Raw genomic sequence first — 20,232 nt, 5'->3', positions numbered from 1 at the left:
GCCCCACTCCAGTCGCTCCAGTGTGACGTGCTCGCCCTCCAGCACGCTCCGTCAGGCCTTCCGGCATCGACGGAGCGTGCTGGAGGGCGAGCACGTCACACTGGAGCGACTGGAGTGGGGCCTTGAAGCCGTCCCCCGCCGCGTCCAGGAACTGGTCGCGGAAGTGCTCCATCCGCATCAGGCGCTCCTCGGCGGCCTTGCGGATGCTCACGTCCCACACCGCGCCCATGCGCACCGCGCGGCCCTGGAAGGTGGCCGGCCGGCCCATGACCTCCACGGGGATGCGGCGGCCGTCGCGGTGGAGCACGGCCAGCTCGTACGGGGCCTCCACGCCGCGGTCCATCACGTCGCGGGCAGGGGCGCGGAACTCCGGCGCCACGCAGTCCAGGATGTTCCGGCCGATCAGCTCCGCCGTCTCATAATAGCCCAGGAGGCGCCCCAGGCCGGGGCTGACCTCCAGGAACTGACCGCGGTCGTGGAAGAAGTACCCGTCGCAGGAGATCTCCACGATGGAGCGCATGTGCTCCTCGCTCGCGCGCAGCGCCGCCTCCTCGCGCAGGCGCGTGGACGTGTCCCTGAGGAGCAGCAGCACGCCTGTCCCCGGGGACGCCGGCATCGCGCTCACGGTGAGGTGGCGCAGCGTGCCCACCTCTCCGAAGCGGCCCGACACCAGCTCGTCCGCCACGCGCTCACCGGACTGCGCCCGCGCGAGCAGCGGCGACAGCGGCGGCGCCAGGCCCGGCCACGCCTCCGACAGATAGCGCCCCACGCAGAGCGCCGACGGCCGGCCGCAGAGCTGCGCCAGCAGGTCGTTCATCCAGAGGAGGCGGGAGTCCCCGTCCACCAGCGCCACCCCCCAACCCGGCGCGTTGAGCAACGCACCCAGGAAGGGCAGGGTCTCCTCGGGAACCCCCGGGGACGGAAGGGCTCCGGGAAGCCGTTGGAACACAGGCTGCGGCATGGGCGGGTCGTCTCGGAAAACGCGGGCTTGTCCGCGTTAGTGAGAAGTATACCTATTCCCAGAGCCGACGGGAAATACAGGTTTGACTAGGACTACGGGGCAACCCGGACAACCCGGCACGTCGGCCGCACCGGGGGTGTCTGCGGGCGAGGCGGGACGGCTACTTCAGCTGGCGGCGCATCTCTTCCAGCTGGGTGCGCAGGGTGCCGTCGTAGAGGGTGCCGCCGACCTGGGCGGAGACACCGCCGAGCAGCGCCGGGTCCACGCGGGTCTCCAGCACGACGTTGCGCTGGGTGAGCTGCTGGAGCGACTGCTGGAGGCGGGTGACGGCGTCGGGCGACAGCGGCGCGGCGCTGGTGACCTGGCCCCGGACGCGGCCCGCGCGGGCATCCGCCATGTCGCGGTAGAGCCGGGCGATGTCGGGCAGGTAGCCCAGGCGGTTGCGGTCCACCAGCAGGCGCAGCGCGTTGGCCAGCGCGGGCTCCGCGGTGACGGGCAGCGCCTTGAGGACGGCCTCCACCACGCTGCTGCGCTGGGCACGGCTGTAGGCGGGGTTGAGCAGCACGTCCGAAAGCTCGGGGCTCTGGCCGACGACGTCGGCGAAGGCGTTGAGCTGTTCGGCGACGGCGTCGGTGCGGTTGCCTTCCGCTGCGACGTCGAGGATGGCGCGGGCGTAGCGGCGGGCGATGGAGACGTTCACCATGACGCTGGCGCCCTTAGCATGGGGCGTTCCTGGCGGCAATGACGCCGGCGCGGCGCCTGGATCGCCGTGGCCGGCCGGCGCCCCCCGAGGTCTGGAGACAGGGGGCAGGGGAGCGCGCCCGGATGTGCGCTGGTGGCCGCCCACGGGCCCCCGAAGGCAGGCCAGCGCCCGGCAGCGGACGGGCCGGGTGGAAGAGGACTTGGCGGAAGCGGGCCCTTACCCGTAGCGTGGGCCCACCCCTCGCCATGCAAGAACCTGTCATCGGCATCGACCTGGGCACCACCAACAGCGTCGTCGCGACCGTGGAAGACGGCCGTCCGCGCCTCATCCCCTCGCGTGCGGGAGGACGCCTCACGCCCTCGGTGGTGGGCCTCACCCGGGCGGGCGACCGCCTGGTGGGGCAGGCGGCCCAGGCCCTGGCGGAGGAGCACCCGGACGCGGTGGTGTGGGCCACCAAGCGCTTCCTGGGACGCCGCTACACGCCGGAGCTGGTGCAGCAGGCGAAGGCGGTGGTGCCGTATCCATTGGTGGCCGGCCCCACGGGCGACGTGCGCGTGAAGCTGTCCGGCCGCGTGCTGCCCGCGACGCAGGTGTCCGCCTTCATCCTGGGCGAGCTGCGCCTGGACGCGCAGGCGCACTTCGGACGCGACGTGCGCAAGTGCGTCATCACCGTCCCCGCGAACTTCGACGACAACCAGCGCCAGGCCACGCGGGAAGCGGCGGCCATCGCGGGGTTGGAGGTGGTGCGGCTGGTCAACGAGCCCACCGCGGCGGCGCTGGCGTACGGCCTGTCGCGCGGCTTCGAGGGCAGCGCGCTGGTGTTCGACCTGGGCGGCGGCACCTTCGACGTGTCCATCCTGGACGTGAAGGCGGGCGTCTTCGAGGTGAAGGCCACCGGCGGCGACCACGCGCTGGGCGGCGAGGACTTCGACCAGCGCATCGTCCAGTGGCTGCTGGCGCAGGTGGAGGACGACTTCCAGGACGCGGTCTCCAAGGACGCGCAGTCGCTGCGGCGGCTGAAGGTGGCGGCGGAGGCGGCCAAGCGCGAGCTGACCGACTCCGAGGAGGCCACCATCTCCGTGTCCGGCCTGGGCGACCACACCGCGGGCGTGAAGCGCTTCACGGAGATCAACACCGCGCTCACGCGCAGCTTCTTCGAGACGCTGTCGGACCCGCTGTCGCGCCGGTGCCTGGAGGTCTGCAAGAACGTGATGGCGGAGGCGCGGATGGATCCGCGCTCGGTGGACGTGGTGCTGCTGGTGGGCGGCATGACCCGCGTGCCGCTGGTGCGCCGGCTGGTGGCGGACTTCTTCGGCCGCGCGCCCTCCACGGACGTGCACCCGGACGAGGCCGTGGCGCTGGGCGCCGCGGTGCAGGCGGACGAGCTCATCCGGCAGGCCGGACAGGCGCTGCTCCTGGACGTGGCCAGCCAGAGCCTGGGCGTGGGCGTGATGGGCGGCCGGGTGAAGCGGCTCATCCCCAAGAACACGGGCGTGCCGGTGGTGGCGCGCGACATCTTCTTCCCGGGCACCTCCGGCCAGGCCGAGGCGCGCATCCCCGTGTACCAAGGGGAGAGCGAGTTCCAGGACGAGAACCACAAGCTGGGCGAGGTGGTCCTCAAGAACCTGCACGTCGCCGCGCGCGGAGAGACGCCGCTGGAGGTCGTCTTCGAGCTGTCCGGTGAAGGCACCCTCGCGGTGAAGGCCACCGACCTGACCTCCGGCAACATGGAGCTGGTGCGCCTGGAGGCCCGCGCGGGCCTGCCCCAGGGCGAGGCGGAGAAGCTGGGCCAGGAGCAGTCCAACTACGCCCAGGCGCAGGGCGTGGTGGACGCGCGCAAGGCGGAGGAGACCTTCCGCAAGCTGCTGGAGCGCGGGGAGAAGCTCGCCCGCCTGCTCCAGCAGAGCGCCCGGGAGAACCCCAGCCCGGAGGCCGAGTCGGCCGTGGGCACCGTGCAGCAGCTGCTGGTGGGCGGCAAGGACGCGCTGGCCGCCGGCGACGCCGCGCAGTGCGCCTTGATTGCCCGCCAACTCACCAAGTTGCTGTCCGGCCGCGCCGAGCCCCGTGGCTGACACCCCGCGTAACGCGGAAAAGGCGTCCACCAGCGCACGTTGTGGCGCCGGGTCCGTGGTGCCTTTCACGGAGTCCGCTTATCTCCGGGAGTCATGACGACCCCCGGCTTTTCTCCCCGCCCGAGAGACCTGGTCTTCGTGGTGGATGACTCGCGGACGGCGCGGGACGTGATGCGGCTGCATCTGTCGCGCATGGGCTGCGACGCGGTGGGGCTGGAGGGGGCGGATGCGTGCCTGACGGAGCTCGCCCAGCGGGTGCCGGCGCTCATCCTGATGGACCTGCACCTGGAGAAGCTCCAGGGGGACGAGGCGTGCCGTCTGGTGAAGGCACACCCGGCCGGGCGCAACGTGCCGGTGGTGATGTTCACCGCCGCGGACGAACCGCACGAGGTGATGCACTGCGGGCGCGCGGGCGCGGACGACTTCCTGCCCAAGCCGGTGAGCCAGGAGGCGCTGGCGGCGAAGGTGGCCGCGGTGCGCCTGTCGCGCGAGCGCGCCTGGACGGGCCCGCCCCGGGGGAAGGGCGTGCTGCTGGTGGAGGGCGGCCGCTTCCTGCACACCTTCCTGGGCGGAGCGCTGGAGCACGAGGGGCTGCACGTCTTCTACGCCAAGGACCTGGACGACGCGGCGACGCAGGCCGTGGCCCAGGGTGAGCGGCTGGACGGCTTCGTGGTGGACGTGTCGCGGCTGCCGCGCGAGGCGCTGTCGCTGGCCACGCGTCTTCGCGAGCAGTTCCCGCGCAAGCCGCTGGTCCTGATGTCGCGGGTGGAGGAGGCGCCGGACGTGCTGGCGCGCGCGGAGGAGCTGAGCGGCGCGCCGCTGCTGCTCAAGCGGCAGCTGGGCGCGGACGAGCTGCTGGCGAAGGTGATGGCGCGCCTGTCGCCGGGCACGGTCCCCTTGAGGGCCGCGGAGCGGGTGCCCTTCTTCACCGTGGTGGAGTTCAACACGCCGGGCGGCCCCACGCTCAGCGGCTTCAGCCATGACGCCAGCCCCCAGGGGCTCTTCGTGCGCACCCTCACGCCCGCGCGCGAGGGCTCGCGGCTGTCGCTGCGGCTGGTGATGGCCGGCCAGCGCACGCCCTGCGAGGCGCAGGCGGTGGTGGCGTGGTGCAACCCGCCCGGGATGGGCAGCGCGTTCCGCTCGCAGACGGGCATGGGGCTGCGCCTGGAGGGCATGGACGCGCAGCTGCAGCAGCGCTTCGTGCGTTTCGTGCCCCAGACCCTCGGTTTTCCCACCGCGGGCACCGCGCGCGCCTCAGGTTTCTGAGAGCGGCGGGTGCCCCCGCGTACGTCGTAACCCCCCGCAATCGCAGCCGGTGGACACGGGATTCCCCCCTGGCATGCGCGTGGCAAAGCGCTGCGCCCCGCGAGGCTTTCGAGGGAGGATTGCGCATGCGTCTACGTCTTTTCGGAACGGTGGGGCTCACGCTCCTGGCGGTGGGCTGTGGTGACGGGGGCAAGACCCCGGACGGGCTGGGCAACGAACCCGTGCAGCAGTCGCTGAAGCTGGAGACCTTCAACGACTGCGCCGGGCTGGAGCGGTACATCGAGGACACCGCGTCGAAGCAGATGCGCGCGAGCCTGGAGCAGCAGAAGCCCGGTTATTGGGAACGCTTTGGCCGGGGTGGGCGCGGGGGCGTCGTCTTCGGGCCCATGCCCGCGGAGGACGCGGCGGGCGGCGACGTGACGTCGGGCGGCGGCAGCCAGGCGCCCAATGACTCCACCGGCACCAACAACCAGGTGGAGGGCGTGCACGAGTCGGACTTCGTGCAGAACGACGGCACGCGCATCTTCGTGCTGTCGGGCAACCGGCTGTACGCGCACCGCTCGTGGCCCGCGGAGCAGCTCACGCTGGCGGCGACGATGGAGGTGGAAGGCTGGCCCCGGGAGATGCTGCTCGACGAGCACAACCGGCTGGTCATCATCTCGCAGGTGGCGCTGTCCCTGCCGGGCACCCCGGCGAAGGCCGGCTCGGGCGCGAACGGCGGAATGGTCCCCGTGGCGGACATCGCCTGCTACGGCTTCGGCTGTGGCTACTACAACGCCGACAGCACCAAGGTGACCACGGTGGACGTGTCGGACGTGGCGCACCCCACGGTGGTGGATCAGCTCTACCTGCCCGGCCTCTTCAACCAGGCGCGCCGCGTGGACAGCAGCGTGCGGCTGGTGCTGGCGGATGCGTTCCGCTGGCCGGAGGGCGTGAAGTTCTGGGTGGACTACTCGGAGGACCTCTACAAGGACGAGGACAAGCTCACCAAGACCATCGACGCGCTCATCGAAAGCAACGAGAAGAGCATCCGCGCGAACACGCTGGACAAGTGGCTGCCCGAGGGCCGGCACGTGGACGCGCAGGGCGTGACGACGTCGCTGCCCACGTCCTGTGGTGACTTCTACCGGAGCAACGCGCCGTCCGCGCTGGGCTTCGTGACGGTGGCCTCGGTGGACCTGGACGCGCGCACCGCGGCGCCGGGGCGCACCAGCCTGGTGGCGGAGCCGGGCACGGTGTACGCGTCCAAGGAGTCGTTGTACCTGGCGCACTCGCATTACTGGTGGTGGCCGCAGCCCGGGCAGAAGGACTTCACCTACCTGCACAAGTTCGACCTGCGTCAGCCGGGCCGCGCGGTGTACGTGGGCTCCGGCACGGTGGAGGGCACGCCCATCAACCAGTTCGCGCTGGATGAGTACGAAGGCGTGCTGCGCCTGGCCACCACGGTGACGACGCGCATCCCGGAGCCGGACCACGAGGACTGGTGGTGGGGCCGCACCACGACGGCCAGCCGCGTGACGACGCTGGGCGTGAAGAACGGGTACATGGCGGAGCTGGGCCGCAGCGAGGACCTGGCGGAAGGCGAGCGCATCTTCAGCGCGCGCTTCGCGGGCCCGCGCGGCTACGTCGTCACCTTCCTCCAGGTGGATCCGCTCTTCACCTTCGACCTGAGCGACCCCGCGCACCCGCGCAAGGTGGGCGAGCTGAAGGTGCCCGGCTTCTCCACGTACATGCACCCGGTGGGCGACCACCACCTGCTGACGCTGGGCATCCACACGGAGCCGAACGGCGGCTGCTGCGGCACGAGCCAGCTGAAGCTGTCCCTCTTCGACGTCGGCGACCTGGCGAACCCGAAGGAGGTCTCCACGCAGCTGGTGGGCGAGGCCTACGGCTGGAGCGAGGCCCTCTACGAGCACAAGGCCTTCAACTACTTCGCGGCCAAGGGGCTGGTGGCCATCCCGTTCACGGATTACACGCGGTCCTATTCGTCCTACGAGGACTACTGGTCCAGCTTCCGCACGGAGCTGCGCGTGTTCCGCGTGGACCTGACGGCGGGCATCTCCCCGGTGGGCGCGGTGCCCATGTCGGACCTGTTCAAGACCTCCGGGTATCCGCAGTGGAGCTACTACTACACGTCGGACGTGCGCCGCAGCGTGATGGCGGATGACTACGTCTACGCCATCAGCGACGCGGGCCTGCGCGTGTCGAAGGTGACCAGCCTCCAGACGCCGCTCGTCACGGTGCCGTTCCCCGTCAGCCTGCCCTGACAGGGCGGGAGGGCGGTCAGGCGGAAGAAGGGATTGCGTCGCTTGCGCCAGCGCGATCCCTTCCCTATAGGCCCCGCCATGCCGCCCGAAGCCGTCGAACCTTCCGTATCGTCCCCCCCGGCCCGCGGCATCCGGGGGGAGCTGCGCGCCCTGCTGGCGCTGGCGGTCCCCCTGTGCATCGCGCAGGCGGGGCAGTCCCTGATGGGCGTGACGGACACCTTCATCGTTGGCCGGGCCGGCACGTCGGCCCTGGCCGCGGTGGGGTTGAGCCACGCCCTCTTCTTCGCCGTCAGCAGCTTCGGGATGGGGCTGATGATGGGCGTGGACCCCCTGGTGTCCCAGGCGATTGGCGCCGGCCACCCGCGCCGCGCCCGGGACGTGCTCTGGCAGGGCATCTGGCTGTCCGCGTTCGTGGGCGTGGTGCTGTGGGCGGTGCTCATCACCGTGCCGTCGGGCCTGCCGTGGGTGGGCGTGGCGGAGGAGCAGATCGTCCAGGTGCGCGCCTTCCTGCACTTCCGCGCGCCCAGCCTGCCCCTGATGCTCATCTTCCTCACGGTGCGCGCGTACCTGCAGGCCATCGGGATGCCCCGGCCGCTGGTGGTGTCCGCCGTGCTGGCCAACGTGGTCAACCTGGCGCTGGTGCCGCTGTTCGTCTTCGGCGGCCAGTCGCTGCCCGCGTGGGCGGGGCCGCTCACCCACGTGCCGGCCATGGGCGCGGCGGGCGCGGCGCTGTCCACGCTCCTGTGCACGGCGATGGAGGTGCTCATCGTCGCTCGGGCGGTGCAGCTCATCCCCGTGCCGGGCACGCCGTCGCGCAAGCCGGTGAAGGCGGACCAGCTGCGGGCCTTCCGGGTGGGGCTGCCCATTGGCCTGCACATCGCGGCGGAGGTGGGCGTCTTCGCGCTGGCGGGCGTGCTGGCCGCGAAGCTGGGGCCGGTGAGCGTGGGCGCGCACCAGATTGCCCTCTCCTACGCCAGCCTCACCTTCACCATGGCGCTGGGCATCGGCAACGCGGGCAGCGTGCGGGTGGGCTGGGCCGTGGGCGCGCACGACACGCCTCAGGCCCGCAGGAGCGGGCTGATGGCCTTCGCCACCGGCGCGGTGGCCATGTCCCTGAGCGGGCTCGTGTTCGCGCTCTTCCCCCTGGGCCTGGCGAAGCTGGCCGGGGCGCCTCCGGAGGTGCTGCCGCTGCTGCTGCCCCTCCTGATGGTGGGCGCCATCTTCCAGGTCTTCGACGGCGTGCAGGGCGTGGGCGCGGGCGTGCTGCGCGGCGCCGGCCAGACGCGCTTCACCTTCGTGGCCAACATCGTGGGCCACTACGCCGTGGGCCTGCCCCTGACCCTGCTCCTGGGCTTCCACCTGGGCATGGGCGTGCTGGGCATCTGGTGGGGCCTGTGCGCGGGCCTCATCACCGTGGCCGCCGCCGTGCTGTGGCGCTTCTGGCGCGTCAGCGCCGGCACCCTCCGGCCCCTGGAAGGCTGAGTTGGAGCGGATTGGGTGTAGATTTCCAGCCCGGGCAGAAAGTCCAAGAATCTAGGAAACGGGCGCAACCTGGATCGGGAAGCCCCGACAATGGGGGCAGGAGCTTACATGTCCAACTACCGCATCCGCCCTGGCGACACCCTCTCTGGCCTGGCCGCTCGTTTCGGCACCTCCGTTGCGAAGCTGGCGCGCGACAACAACATCGCGAACCCCAACCTCATCTACTCCGGCCGGACGCTGCGCATCGGCCACTCGGGGCGTGACAGCTTCGACGCGGGTGGTGGCCGTCAGGGTGTGCGCGGGGGTGGCAACACGGGTGGCGTGGACGTGGGCGGTCCGACGGGCGCGGGTCCCAGCAACGCGAGCGCCACGATGCGCCGGCTGGCGGACGCGGGCCGCGCGGCGGCGATGGGCATGGGCGGCTACAACAGCCAGGGCCTGTGCGCCACGGGCGTGAGCCGGGCCATCCGCAACGCCATGGGCATCGGCGTGTCGGGCAACGGCAACCAGATCGACAACAACCTGCCGCGCGACAAGTTCAAGCAGGTGGACATGTCCCTGGAGGAGGCGCTGAAGATTCCGGGCCTCATCCTCACGTGGGAGAAGACCTCGTCGGCCGCGGGCAGCATCTACGGCCACACGGCCATCACCAGCGGTGACGGCCACTCGTCCGCCAGCGACTTCATCGAGCGCAACACGACGAACAACGGCCGCACGGGCCTCAAGATCTTCATGCCCATCGACTGAGCCTCCGCCACGACGGTGGAGCCTCGCACGAGCCTCCGGGTCCTTCCGACCGGGGGCTTTGTCGTGTCCGGAGTCTGGCGCTCCCTCGAAGCGAAGACGCCGCCCCCTTGTGGGAAGCGGCGTCCTTGGAGCGGCTTCAGGCCGGCAGGTACTGGCGGATCATCTGCCGCCACACGGGCCAGTCGTGGGTGCCGCCGTTCCAGATGGACAGGTCGTTGCGGATGTCCTTCTGCCAGAGGACCTTGGAGAGGTTCTCGTTGGAGGGGCGGCAGAAGTCATGCTCTCCCACGGCCAGGGTCATCTCCACGCGGCGCAGGGAGGACAGGCGTCCCGGGTCGTGCAGGTTGGGCAGCCACTGCGGCGCGGTGTGGAAGTACACCTGTTCGTCGTGGTGGCCGTCGAGGAAGTCCTCCGTCTCGAACTTGCCGCCCATGGAGATGAGGCGCTGGAAGACGTCCGGGTGGCGCAGGCCCACGTTGTACGTGTGGAAGCCGCCCAGGCTGCACCCGGCGAGCGTGAGGCGGCCTCCGGCGGCGCGGCCCCGGACGAGCGGAACCACCTCGTGCACCAGGTAGTCCTCCCACTGGGCATGGCGGGCCACGCGCACGGCGGGGGCGACGTCCTTGTTGTACCAGGACTCTTCATCCACCGAGTCCACGCACACCACGACGTAGCGGCCCGCGGCGATGCCGTCCGCGATGGCGCCGATGAGGCCGAAGTCCTCGGGCTGGTAGAAGCGGCCCTTGCTCGTGGGCACCAGGATGACGGGCTCGCCCGAGTGCCCGTACAGCAGCACTTCCATGTCCCGGTTCAGCCGCGGGCTGTGCCAGCGGTGGTATTCGCGGTTCATGGCCGCCACCTTAACCGGCGCGTTCAGGACGCGAATACGACCGCCGTACGGGCCCCCTCCGGTCAGCCGCCAGTGAACACCTGCCGGGGTTGCTCCACACCCCGCCACGGGGTCAGGAAGGCATCCGCCTCCCTGGCGATGAGCTCCAGCGAGGCGGTCAGCTCGTGGCCGTCGTCCACCTCCACCAGCCGGACGTGGCGCTTGCCCTGGGCCCACTCGCGCGAATAGCGCACGTCGCAGGTGTCGTCCTTGCGGCCGTGGATGACGAGGGTGGGCACGCGCACGTCGGGCCAGAAGCCCCGCTTCGCGTCCATGGCCTGGGCCTCCTCCACGATGCCGTGGTGCACGCGCGCGCGGCGCTTCTCCGCGTGGTCGTCCGTCTCCAGGAAGCCCGTGCGCTTCCACTCCGCCCATGCGTGGGGGCCCATGCGGCGCTGGAGCTGCTCCACGAAGTGGAAGGCGGGGGCCAGCAGCACCAGCGCGCTCACACGCGAGTCCTGCTCCGCGGTGCGCGCGGCGACGAGCCCGCCCAGGCTGGAGCCGATGACGACGGCGCGGTCATTGGGAGCGCCCAGCGCGTCCCGCACGGTGTCCAGCATGGCGTGCAGGCCCAGGTGTTCCAGCGACGGCACGCGCAGGTTGAGGCGCTCCAGCGGGATGCCCTGCTTCGCCCAGTGCGCGTCCAGCCAGACGCCCTTGGCGGAGGCGGGGCCGGAGGCGAAGCCGTGCAGGTAGAGCCAGCGGGGACCGGAGGTGGGGGGCGGCGCGTTCATGGGCGCGCACTGTACCCGCGCCCGTCAGAAGCGCAGCACGGGCCCGGCGACGATGCTCTGGAGCGGCTTGGCGCACATGTTCACGCTGACTCCCGCGCTGGCGCTGGTGTCGTCCGTGTCCTTCGTGAACTTCACGTCGCAGAACTGGAGCGCGGTGGCGATGGAGATGCCCCACCGGTCGGAAATCCATCCGTCCAGGCCCACGCGGAACGCCATGCTGGTGACGTCGAAGTCCTCGCGGCGCAGCTGGCCCAGGCTGTTGGGGGTGAAGGGCTGCGACCAGCTCTTCGCCAGCCGCGCGCCCACCCACGGCGTCACCGGCTTGTCGCCCAGGAAGCGCAGGCGGGCCTCCAACCCCACGGCCGTGTAGTCCAGCTGCACGCGGCTCATCTCGGAGGGGTTCTGGGCCTCCGCGAACTGCTGGCCCCAGGTCTGGGTCGTCTCGAAGACGGCGCCCAGGGACAGGCCGGGGGGCGTCTCCACGGCGAGCCACGCCTGGAGGGCGGGGCCCTTGGCGCGCCATTCGCTGAAATGATCCAGGGTGATGCCCGCGCCCACGGAGGCATAGCCGTGCCAGCCGTCCGCGACCGCTGGCCCCGCGCCCAGCACGCCCGCCAGCGCCAGCCACTTCCACTTCGTATCCATGGCCGCACTGTATGCCGGACCGGGGGCGAGGCTAGGCTCCGGGGCATGTCCGTATCTTTCGAGGTCGCGGCGGCCGAGGTCCGCGACGCGCTCACCGACGCAAGCCGGGGGCTGGTCGAGCGCGAGGCGATGGTGGAGCTGGTGGCGTTGTCGGCGGTGGCGGGCGAGCACCTGCTTGTCGTGGGCCCGCCGGGCACGGCGAAGAGCGAGGCGGTGCGCAGGACGTCACGCGGCCTGGGCGGTTCCTACTTCGAATACCTGCTGGGTCGCTTCACGGAGCCGTCCGAAATCTTCGGGCCGGTGGACCTGCGCAAGCTGCGCGAGGGGCTGGTGGAGACGGAGACGGCGGGCATGTTGCCGGAGGCGGAGGTGGCCTTCCTGGACGAGGTGTTCCTGGGCTCCACCGCCATCCTCAACACGCTGCTGGGCCTGCTCAACGAGCGCACCTTCCGGCGCGGCCACACGCGCATGCAGTGTCCGCTGCGGGTATGCGTGGGCGCGTCCAACGCGCTGCCGGAGGACGACGCGCTGGCCGCGTTCGCGGACCGCTTCCTCGCGCGCATCTTCGTGGAGCCGGTGCCGGACCCCCGGCTGGAGGAGCTGCTGGAAGGGGGCGCGTCGCTGTGGGCGGATGCGGCGCCGCGCGTGGCGTCGCTCCAGTCCCTGGACGTGGTTTCCCAGGCGGCGCGGCGCGCGGACCTGGGGCCGGTGCGGCCGCACCTGGCGCAGGCACTGCGGACGCTGCGGGCCGCGGGCATCGCCCTGTCGGACCGGCGGGCGGTGAAGGTGCAGCGGCTGGTCGCGTCCGCGGCGGCGCTGGCGGGGCGCACGACGCCGGGCGTGGCGGACCTGTGGCCGCTCGTCTACGCGGTGCCCACGAAGGAGGCGCAGGCGCTGGCGCGCGACGTCCTGCGCGACGTGCTGTCCGCGTCGGAGAACACGGCGCTGCCGGCCGCGGCGCTGGAGGCGAGCGCGGGGCCGCTGGCTCGGGCGCAGCGCATCGCGCAGGCGGGACATGCGCTGCTGGAGTCGCGGCCCGCGGATGCGGCCGCGCTGGCCGCGTGGCGGCTCAAGCTGGAGGGCGTGGCGCGCGAGATGGACGCGGGCTTCGCGCCGGAAGCGTTGCCGGAGACGCTGCGTGCGTTGCGCGGCGCGGTGGCGGCGGTGCTGGAGGACGTGAGCACTCGCGCGGCGTGACGCGGTCCGGAAGTCCTTCCTGAATTCCGGCGGAATCCAACGCATGCGGGAGTCCGTATGGGTGGTTGCCAGCGGGACGGCCGCCCTCGGTGCGGCGTGCCGTGGGCATTCCATCCTCGGGAGGACACCTCATGCGAAACACCTTCGCCGCGTTGGCGATTGCCTCGGCGGCCCTGCTGGCGGGCTGCGGAGACGATGATGACAACAACATGCCGGACGCGGGCACGGGCTACATGCCCACGGGCACGGGCCCGGGCACGTCGCTGCGCTGCACGAGCAGCAACAAGAACGCGTGGGACACGTTCGGCGCGAACGCGTTCGTCGCGGTGAACAAGGCCATCGTCGCGAAGACGCTGGCGGAGCTGAATGGCCCCAAGGGCACGACGAACCTGGGCGAGTCCTTCACCCATATCGGTGACGCGAGCAAGGGCCCGGCGTACGCGGACGACGCGGCCACCTTCGAGGGCAAGCTGGCGGCGTTCCTCGTGTATGCCTATGGCGGTCCGGAATCCATCACGTACACGGATGGCAAGACGTACACGGGCCCGCAGAACATGGTGGCGGCGCACGTGGGCATGGCCATCACGAATTCCCAGTACGACTACTTCATCGCGAACATGGTGGTGCCGGCGCTCACGGACAACGGCGTGACGTCCGCGGACGTGTCCTCCTGCTTCGCTCCCATCGTGACGGACGCCGCGTTCAAGGCGTCCATCGTCGGCAAGTAGTCACTCCCTCGAGGGCACCATGACTCGCATCGTTCTGCCGCGTGGCGTGCGCCGCGTGCTGGTTTCCACCGTGGGAGTGGCCGGGCTGTTCACGGCGGTGATGGGCTTCGCCCATACGCCGTCTGGCCGCCCGCTCCTGAAGTGGATGGGAATGTCCATGCCGCAGGCCGCGTCCGCGGCGGGGTGCCCGCTGGGGTACGACGTGAAGCAGAGCCCCGAGCAGAAGGAGGCCGCGAGAGAGCGTTTCGCGGCCACCTACCGGGGAGAGAGCCCAGCGCTGGCCCGGCCCGCGCTGGGGTTTGATTTGGAGCAGACCACGCGCGACTCGCTGCTCGCGTGGGCGGAGGCGCATGGCGTGAAGTGCTCGGTGCCGCGCAGCCAGGGGGACCTGGATTGTGAAGAGGTGCCGGCGGCGCTGTTCCCGGGCTTGAAGCGCGAGGCCTCCATCCGGAACATGTGGGTGACGTTCGGCGCGGATGGCCGGCTGGTGTCTTTGATTGCCGTGAGCCGTGCGGTGGACCCCGCCCCCGTCAGCGCGACGTTCCGCGCGGCGAACGTGACGCTCGCGACGCTGGCGGGCCCGCCCATGATGCAGGCCGGGGACGGCAGCGTGGAGGAGCTGCGACAGGGACTGTTGCGGCAGGCGAGCGCGGAGTACCGCTTCCAGGACTTCTACGCGCTCACCCGCGTCACCAACATGGGGGACGGGTTCGTGCTGACGGAGGAGTACCGCGCCCTGCCGAAGGTCGCGGCGCGGGAGCTTCCGTCACGCTGAGCCGGAGTGCTCGACGTACTTCGCGAGCTTCGCCAGGGACATCCGCCAGCCGAGTTCATTGTCGTAGGGCGGCACGCCGGGCGGGAGCCCCTCGTGCACGGCGAGGAGGTCGGTGCCGCCGTCCTCCGCGTCCGTGAGCGTGAAGGTGATGATCATCTCTCCGCGCAGCGCGGGGTCGGGAGTCTCGAACTCGGTGGTTTCGACGACCTGTTCGTCCGGCACGAGCTTCACGAAGCGGCCGTGATGCGTGTCGGTATGCGCGGTCGTCTTGCCGGCTTCCGTGGGCGCGTCGTAGGTGAGCGAGATGCGGAACGCGCCGCCCTCGCGGGGCTCGAACGCGTGCACGTGGCTGGTCATGCCGTCGGGCACCATCCACGCCGCGACCGCTCGGGCGTCAATCAGGGCCTGGTAGACGCGCGAGCGGGGGGCCTTCACGTGGGAGCGGATCCGGGTCGTGCTCATGCGTGGAAGCATGGGCAATGGCTCCGTGCGCTGTACAGCGGGAGTTGCTCACGTCCTCCAGGGGAGGCGTTCTAGAGTGGCGGGGTGAGCAATGGGCGTGGGATGTCATGAGGCCGCCACCGGAACCTGTTGTCGCGGGGCTTCCCGTGCGCTGGCGTCCCCGGGTCCTGCCCCTGGAGCCCGTGGCCGTGGCGGGCGTGGGTCCCGTGGCGCTCGCGCTGGGACACCGCGCTCTCCGAACAGAGGACGCGACGCTGGCATCGTGGACCGGTGTCGCGGGGCCGGACGTGCTCGTGCTGCTGGGGGCTTCCACTTCGCTGCCGTGGGTGGATGGCGCGGTGTACCTGGGGCGTGACCCGCTGGCTCCCGCGTTGCTCTTGCCCTGTGCCCTGGAGCCGGACGTGGCGCCTTCGCTGCTGGAGCGCGCGCTGCTCGCGGGGGAGGGGGATGCGCCGCTCGCGGTGCTGCCTGCGTCGGGCGTGCTCGTGTCCGTGGGCGGGGCGCAGCCTGTCGACCGGTCTTCGTTGGTGGCGTGGTTGCCCGCGGCGAATGGCGCCGAGGCCGCTTCGTGACCGCGCTGCCTCCCGCGCTGCGGCCCTGGGCGACGCAACTGTCCCTCTTTCCGGAGGACCTGGCGCGGCAGCTGGGGCCGCACGTGGCGCGGTTGTCGGCGGCGCTCGGGACGCTGCGGCCTCGCGGTGAGGCCGAGGGGGGTGAACCGCAGGGCTATGACGGACTGTCGCGCCGGGGGACGTTCGACCGGCTGCTCGTGAGTGAATGGCTCTGGGCCCTGGAGGCACCGGACGAACTGGTGCGCCGCGCGGCCTTCGGTGAGCTGTCGTTCCTCAAGCCCGCGTTCCGGCAACCGCAGGGGGCCCGGCGCACCGTGGTGCTGCTGGACGTGGGACCGGATCAACTGGGCCTGCCGCGCATCGCGCACCTCGCGCTGCTGGTCGTGCTCGCGCGCCGTGCAGAGGCCGTGGGCGCGGCGTTCACCTGGGGCGCGCTCCAGACCGAACCCGCTCGCGCCACCCATACGGGGCTGGGCGGCACGTCGCTCCTCGCGTGGCTGGAAGCCCGGTCCACCACCCCCGCGTCGTCGCGGCACCTGTCCGCGTGGCGCGAGGCCCTGGAGCTTTCAAGAGCGCCCGAGGACGTGTGGCTCGTGGGCTCCTCGCGCCTGGGCCGTCTGGAGGGCTCGGAGGGGATGTCCCGCGTGGAGGTCTCCGAACCGATGGAGCCCGGCGCGCACCGGCTCACCGTGGACGTGCGGCCCGCGGCCCGTGTTCCGCGCTCGGTGGTGCTGGAGCTTCCTCCGCCGGAGGACTGCCTGCGGCTGCTGCGCAATCCGTTCAGCTCGCATCAGGGGTCTTCCGGATGGATGCCGCGCAAGGCGGACCGGCGCATCGTGAAGTTCTCCTTCTCCGGGGATGGCCGGCGCGTGCTGCTGTTCTCCGCGGATGGCGCCGTCGAGGCCATGGCGGTGCCGCATTCACCGCGCGCGACCGTGCCCAAGCCCCGGCGCGTCCAGGTGCATCCCGGGCACCGCGTGGTCGCGGCGGGATGGCGCTACTCGGGTGGCCTGCTGGTTCTTGCGCGCCACGGGGACACCTACGTGATGCACGGGCAGGTGCGTACCCCGGAGGGCTTCCGGAAGGCGCGCTACCACGTGACGGATGACTCCGTGCGGCCGGATCCCGCGCCCGGCGCGCTCCCGCTGAGCGTCGTGAGCTGGGTGGATCCGCGTGGGCAGGAATACCTGTGGATGAAGGACGGAAAGGACCGGCTCTTCTTGCTGGCGCCTCCGTCCTCGGAGGGGACGTCGGCACTGGTCCTGGAGAACGAACAGGTCTCCGCGATAGCCGAGGTGAAGTCGCGCCCGGTCTGCGTGCTGCGGCCCCAGAGCGGAGGGGCGGTCATCTCGCGGCTGCGGGTGCTGAGCGAAGGGCCGGCCCATGCCGTCCCGCTCAACGCGCGTCACGGTGACGCGTATTTCGGTTACTCGCCGTCGGGAGCGCATCCTGACGCGGGGCTGCTCGCGGTGCGTGACAGGGAGTTGGATTGGAGGCTGTTCCTGGACACGGGCGTGTCGGTACTCCCCGTGCCCGAGGGCTACCGCGTGGTGGGCGTGGTGAAGCCTCCCGCTCCTTCGCCGCCGGGACTGGTCGCGCTGGGCCCGGATCAACGCACCTTCCACTTCTTCTCGAACCAGTCGCCACGGGTGCTGGTGACGGCCAGCGGCCCCGTGGTGCAGGCCGCGGCGAGCCACGGGCAGCCGGTGTTCGGATGGCTGACGCAGGCGGGAGAGTTCGTGCTGTGGGACCTGATGGAGCAGGCGGTGCTGTACCGCTCCGTCCCGGAGGCCACGCCGTGAGCCGCGCGTCTGGAGTCATGCGTCCCCGTGCCCACGTGCACCGGGGCACCGTGGTGGCTGCGGCGTACTGGTTCCATCCTGAAACGCTGGGAGAGGCTGAAGCGCGCCGCCGCGTGTTGGCGGCATGGTGCCCCGGCGCCACGGTCTGGGCGCTGGCGGGAGGCCATCTGCTGAAACTGGCGGCGCCTCGCAAGAGCGCGGTGGATGCCGCGCCCGGGTTGCCCCTGGTGCTGGAGGCCGGCGTGCTCACCAGCGCACCGCTGAGCGCGAAAGAACGCGAGCGATTGGCGCCGCCAGATGGAGCCATCGTGCTGGTGCACGCGGGCGTCGCGCGGATGTACGTGCCCGGAGAGCTGCGCCAGGTGGATCCGGGAGCGTGGCTGGACGTGTCGGAGTGGCGGCGCGTGCGAGTGAAGGGATTGGGCGCGCCACCTCCACCCATCAAGGTTGCACTGGAGCCCCTGCCTCCGCCCACGCGGGAGTCGTTCGGACCGAAGGTGCCCACGCTCGCACCCGAAGCGGAGCGCATGCTGGCGCGCATGGAGGGGCGGGAGGTCCCGGTGGTGCGCGAGGGTTTCTTCGCGAGGCTGCGACGGGCCTTCTCCCAGAAGCCCGGTGAAGCAACGCTGACCGTGCGCCGTGAGGGATTGTTCTCACGCCTGCGCAAGGCCTTCCGCGCGGAGACGGGAGGCGCATCGGATTCGCACGCATCGAGCCCCAGCTTGTGGCAGCGCCTCTTCGGTTCGAGCTCCGTGACCACGCCGGGCACCGGGGGGCGGCCTGGCTGGTTCGCGCGGCTGCTCGCCGGGATGCGCGGACGCGACAGCGCCACGGCTTCACGACAGGCCTCACTGCCCGAACCCGGTGCTGGCACACGTCCCGCCGAACCGGAAGGCCCCGGTGCGCTCGAGCAGCTGAAGGCGTGGATGCTCCAGAACACGCTCCTGGGCCGGCTCGTCGGGCAGCGCAAGGGCGACTACCTCCGCCGCCTCTTCGAACTCTTCGATGAGGGCAAGCTCGACGAAGCCCTGCGCCACGCCATCCCCCTGACCAAGGACCTGGACGAACGCGCACGGCTCGCGCTGGGAGTCCCCGGACCGCGCGAGGAGCTGCGCATCCAGCCGCAGGGCCGGAGCGGTGCCGCGCAATCGTTCGGCGGTGGCCCCGCCGTGTTCGAGGCCTTGCGCGAGCGCTACCGCGAGACCTTCCGCCGCCTGGAGCGCGAAGGCCGCATCGACGAGGCCGCCTTCGTCCTCGCGGAGCTGCTGGGCGCCATCGAAGAGGCCGTGTCCTTCCTGGAACGCCACGGCCGCTTCCAGCTCGCGGCGGAGCTCGCCGAGGGCCGCGGCCTCCCCGCGAGCCTCGTGGTGCGCCAGTGGTTCCTCGCGAAGGACGTGGAGCGCGCGGTGTCCATCGCACGGCGCTCGGGCGTGTTCGCGGACGCGGTGCTGCGCCTGGAGAAGACCCATCCCGCTGAAGCCCAGGCCCTGCGCCTGCTGTGGGCGGAGTCGCTCGCGGAGGCCGGAGACTGGTCGCGCGCGGTGGACGCCGTGTGGCCCGTCAGCTCCGCGCGCCACATCGCACGGGCCTGGGTGGACCGGGGCATCCAGGCCGGCGGCGCGAGCGGCGCGAAGCTCCTGGCACGTCTGGCGCTCGGGTTCCCGGACGGCTTTGGCGCCGCGCGCGAGGACGTCCAGACCCTGCTGTCGGACGACGCCCCCGCACGCGCCCCGGAACGCCTGGCCTTCGCCATGGAGCTGCTGCGCGAGGACGCTTCCGATGCCCGGAGCGCGCTCCTCGTCCCGGTGACGCGCGCGCTGATGCGCGACGAAGCGGCGGACATCTTCCCTCCCCATTCCAAGCTCCTCCAGCAGCTGCGCGCCCTGAAGGACCCTGCGATGGCCGCGCTGCGCACGGACCTTCCGACGCCGCAGGCCTCCCAACGGCGCCCCTGGGCCGAAGCGAACGACCTGCCGCCGGTGCGCGTGTGGATGGACCGGAACGACGCGGGCGCCCACGCCGTGCATGACGCCGTGGTGCTGCCGGGACAGCGCGTGCTGCTCGCGCTGGGGGAAGCGGGCGCGCGGCTGGTGGGCCCGGACGGCCGCACGCTCGCGAACTTCGACGTGCCGTCGTACTCACTCGTCGTGTCCGAGCAGGGGAACCGCGCGCTCGCGCTGGCGCGCCGGGGCGACCTGTGGCGCCTGTCGCGGTTGGACCTGGTGGAGCGGCGCGCCACGCGCTGGTGCGACACGGAGCTGGACGCGTGGGCTCCCACCTACGACGGGGAACGGTGGTTCATCGCCGCGCGCGACACCGTGAGCATGGTGGACACGCTCGCCGCCGAGCCGCGCTCCTTGTGGCGCGTGACCCAGGTGGGCGGCACCGTGCTGAAGCTGGCCGCGGACGCGCAACACCTGTCCTTCCTCGTCATGCACCTCACCCCGGGCCAGGACTTCGAACACCTGGAGCGCTGGATCTACAGCCTGGCGGGCGGCCCCACCCTGCGCGGGCGCGCGAACATGCCGGACCTGCGGGGGGCGCCGGGAGCCCTCGCGCTCACGCCCGACGGCGAGGCGATGGCCGAGCGCATCGTGCTCCCCAAGGACATGGAGTCCGGACCCTGGCCCTATCTGGCCCCCATCGCCGCGCGGCGCTTCCACCTCCCGTCCCGGCAGGACGAGGAGCGCGCGGGCGTGGTGCTCGCGCAGGCCTGGAGCGTGGCGCGCTTCCAGAAGCGCGAGCTGCACACGTCCGTCCTGCGCGGCCTCGCCGGCCACGCGCGCGCCACGGTGGAGTTCTCCGGCACCCCGCCCCAGGTCGTGCGCCTCACGGAGGACTGGTGCGTCGTCCACGACCTGTTCGGCCGCGTGGTGTGGCTGGACCTGCACTCGGGTGAAGTCCACCGCGTGCCGGTGGTGTGAGCCTTC

At 71.6% G+C, this 20,232-nt stretch carries 17 protein-coding genes; 11 read left to right on the top strand and 6 right to left on the bottom strand.

The window, feature by feature from the left end; all coding sequences use genetic code 11:
• Together D7X32_RS20440 and atpH are read right to left on the bottom strand one after the other, a co-directional pair.
• Positions 1–961: PAS domain-containing protein (locus D7X32_RS20440; RefSeq protein ID WP_147450197.1), on the bottom strand; the 961-nt coding region annotated here is incomplete at its 3' end.
• Positions 962–1,121: 160 nt separating this feature from the next.
• Positions 1,122–1,664: an ATP synthase F1 subunit delta gene (gene atpH / locus D7X32_RS20435; protein WP_120604241.1), complete on the bottom strand. Its 543-nt coding sequence runs from the start codon at positions 1,662–1,664 to the stop codon at positions 1,122–1,124.
• A gap of 245 nt (positions 1,665–1,909) precedes the next feature.
• Here atpH and D7X32_RS20430 point away from each other — a divergent pair, with 245 nt between their 5' ends.
• The 5 genes from D7X32_RS20430 to D7X32_RS20410 all read left to right on the top strand — a co-directional run bounded on the left by D7X32_RS20430 (position 1,910) and on the right by D7X32_RS20410 (position 9,498).
• Positions 1,910–3,736, top strand: coding sequence for an Hsp70 family protein (locus D7X32_RS20430; protein WP_120604245.1), 1,827 nt, complete (start codon positions 1,910–1,912; stop codon positions 3,734–3,736).
• 93 nt (positions 3,737–3,829) lie between these two features.
• Positions 3,830–5,002 carry a TIGR02266 family protein gene (locus D7X32_RS20425; protein WP_120604240.1) on the top strand — a complete coding sequence of 391 codons (1,173 nt, stop codon included), beginning with the start codon at positions 3,830–3,832 and terminating at the stop codon, positions 5,000–5,002.
• 125 nt (positions 5,003–5,127) lie between these two features.
• Complete coding sequence (locus tag D7X32_RS20420; protein ID WP_120604239.1) at positions 5,128–7,269, top strand: beta-propeller domain-containing protein; 2,142 nt, start codon at positions 5,128–5,130, stop codon at positions 7,267–7,269.
• A 78-nt stretch (positions 7,270–7,347) separates the two neighbouring features.
• On the top strand, positions 7,348–8,751 hold the full coding sequence (locus D7X32_RS20415; protein WP_120604238.1) for an MATE family efflux transporter: 1,404 nt from the start codon (positions 7,348–7,350) through the stop codon (positions 8,749–8,751).
• Between the two features lie 108 nt (positions 8,752–8,859).
• Positions 8,860–9,498, top strand: coding sequence for a LysM peptidoglycan-binding domain-containing protein (locus D7X32_RS20410; RefSeq protein ID WP_244239099.1), 639 nt, complete (start codon positions 8,860–8,862; stop codon positions 9,496–9,498).
• 136 nt (positions 9,499–9,634) lie between these two features.
• Here D7X32_RS20410 and D7X32_RS20405 read toward each other — a convergent pair whose 3' ends face one another.
• From D7X32_RS20405 to D7X32_RS20395, 3 genes are all read right to left on the bottom strand, one after another.
• Entirely contained in the window at positions 9,635–10,348 is a 714-nt protein-coding gene (locus D7X32_RS20405; RefSeq protein ID WP_120604236.1) for an esterase family protein, read from the bottom strand.
• Between the two features lie 62 nt (positions 10,349–10,410).
• Positions 10,411–11,121 (bottom strand): YqiA/YcfP family alpha/beta fold hydrolase, encoded by a 711-nt coding sequence (locus tag D7X32_RS20400; protein ID WP_120604235.1) that lies wholly within the window; start codon positions 11,119–11,121, stop codon positions 10,411–10,413.
• Positions 11,122–11,145: 24 nt separating this feature from the next.
• A complete protein-coding gene (locus D7X32_RS20395) occupies positions 11,146–11,766 on the bottom strand; it encodes a hypothetical protein (RefSeq protein WP_120604234.1) in 621 nt (206 codons plus the stop codon).
• A 45-nt stretch (positions 11,767–11,811) separates the two neighbouring features.
• On the opposite strand from D7X32_RS20395, the gene D7X32_RS20390 reads away from it, so the two are divergent.
• The 3 genes from D7X32_RS20390 to D7X32_RS20380 all read left to right on the top strand — a co-directional run bounded on the left by D7X32_RS20390 (position 11,812) and on the right by D7X32_RS20380 (position 14,466).
• Entirely contained in the window at positions 11,812–12,963 is a 1,152-nt protein-coding gene (locus tag D7X32_RS20390) for an AAA family ATPase (RefSeq protein ID WP_120604233.1), read from the top strand.
• A 131-nt stretch (positions 12,964–13,094) separates the two neighbouring features.
• Complete coding sequence (locus D7X32_RS20385; protein ID WP_120604232.1) at positions 13,095–13,691, top strand: globin family protein; 597 nt, start codon at positions 13,095–13,097, stop codon at positions 13,689–13,691.
• A 19-nt stretch (positions 13,692–13,710) separates the two neighbouring features.
• Positions 13,711–14,466: a hypothetical protein gene (locus D7X32_RS20380; RefSeq protein ID WP_120604231.1), complete on the top strand. Its 756-nt coding sequence runs from the start codon at positions 13,711–13,713 to the stop codon at positions 14,464–14,466.
• On the opposite strand, the gene D7X32_RS20375 is transcribed toward D7X32_RS20380, so the two are convergent.
• Complete coding sequence (locus tag D7X32_RS20375) at positions 14,458–14,928, bottom strand: SRPBCC family protein (protein ID WP_120604244.1); 471 nt, start codon at positions 14,926–14,928, stop codon at positions 14,458–14,460. The genes D7X32_RS20380 and D7X32_RS20375 overlap by 9 nt on opposite strands.
• Before the next feature lie 107 nt (positions 14,929–15,035).
• Here D7X32_RS20375 and D7X32_RS20370 point away from each other — a divergent pair, with 107 nt between their 5' ends.
• The 3 genes from D7X32_RS20370 to D7X32_RS20360 are packed head-to-tail and all read left to right on the top strand — an operon-like array spanning position 15,036 to position 20,226.
• Positions 15,036–15,500: a bpX5 domain-containing protein gene (locus D7X32_RS20370; protein WP_120604230.1), complete on the top strand. Its 465-nt coding sequence runs from the start codon at positions 15,036–15,038 to the stop codon at positions 15,498–15,500.
• Positions 15,497–17,302 (top strand): LpqB family beta-propeller domain-containing protein, encoded by a 1,806-nt coding sequence (locus D7X32_RS20365; protein WP_120604229.1) that lies wholly within the window; start codon positions 15,497–15,499, stop codon positions 17,300–17,302. The genes D7X32_RS20370 and D7X32_RS20365 overlap by 4 nt, the downstream gene beginning before the upstream one ends.
• Positions 17,303–17,319: 17 nt before the next feature.
• Entirely contained in the window at positions 17,320–20,226 is a 2,907-nt protein-coding gene (locus D7X32_RS20360; RefSeq protein ID WP_120604228.1) for a bpX6 domain-containing protein, read from the top strand.
• Positions 20,227–20,232: the final 6 nt, after the last annotated feature.

Origin of the sequence: Corallococcus carmarthensis, assembly GCF_003611695.1 — a bacterium.
Taxonomy (GTDB): domain Bacteria; phylum Myxococcota; class Myxococcia; order Myxococcales; family Myxococcaceae; genus Corallococcus; species Corallococcus carmarthensis.
The sequence above is the reverse complement of the archived record's forward strand: the minus strand, read 5'-3'. Positions and strand labels throughout refer to the sequence as shown.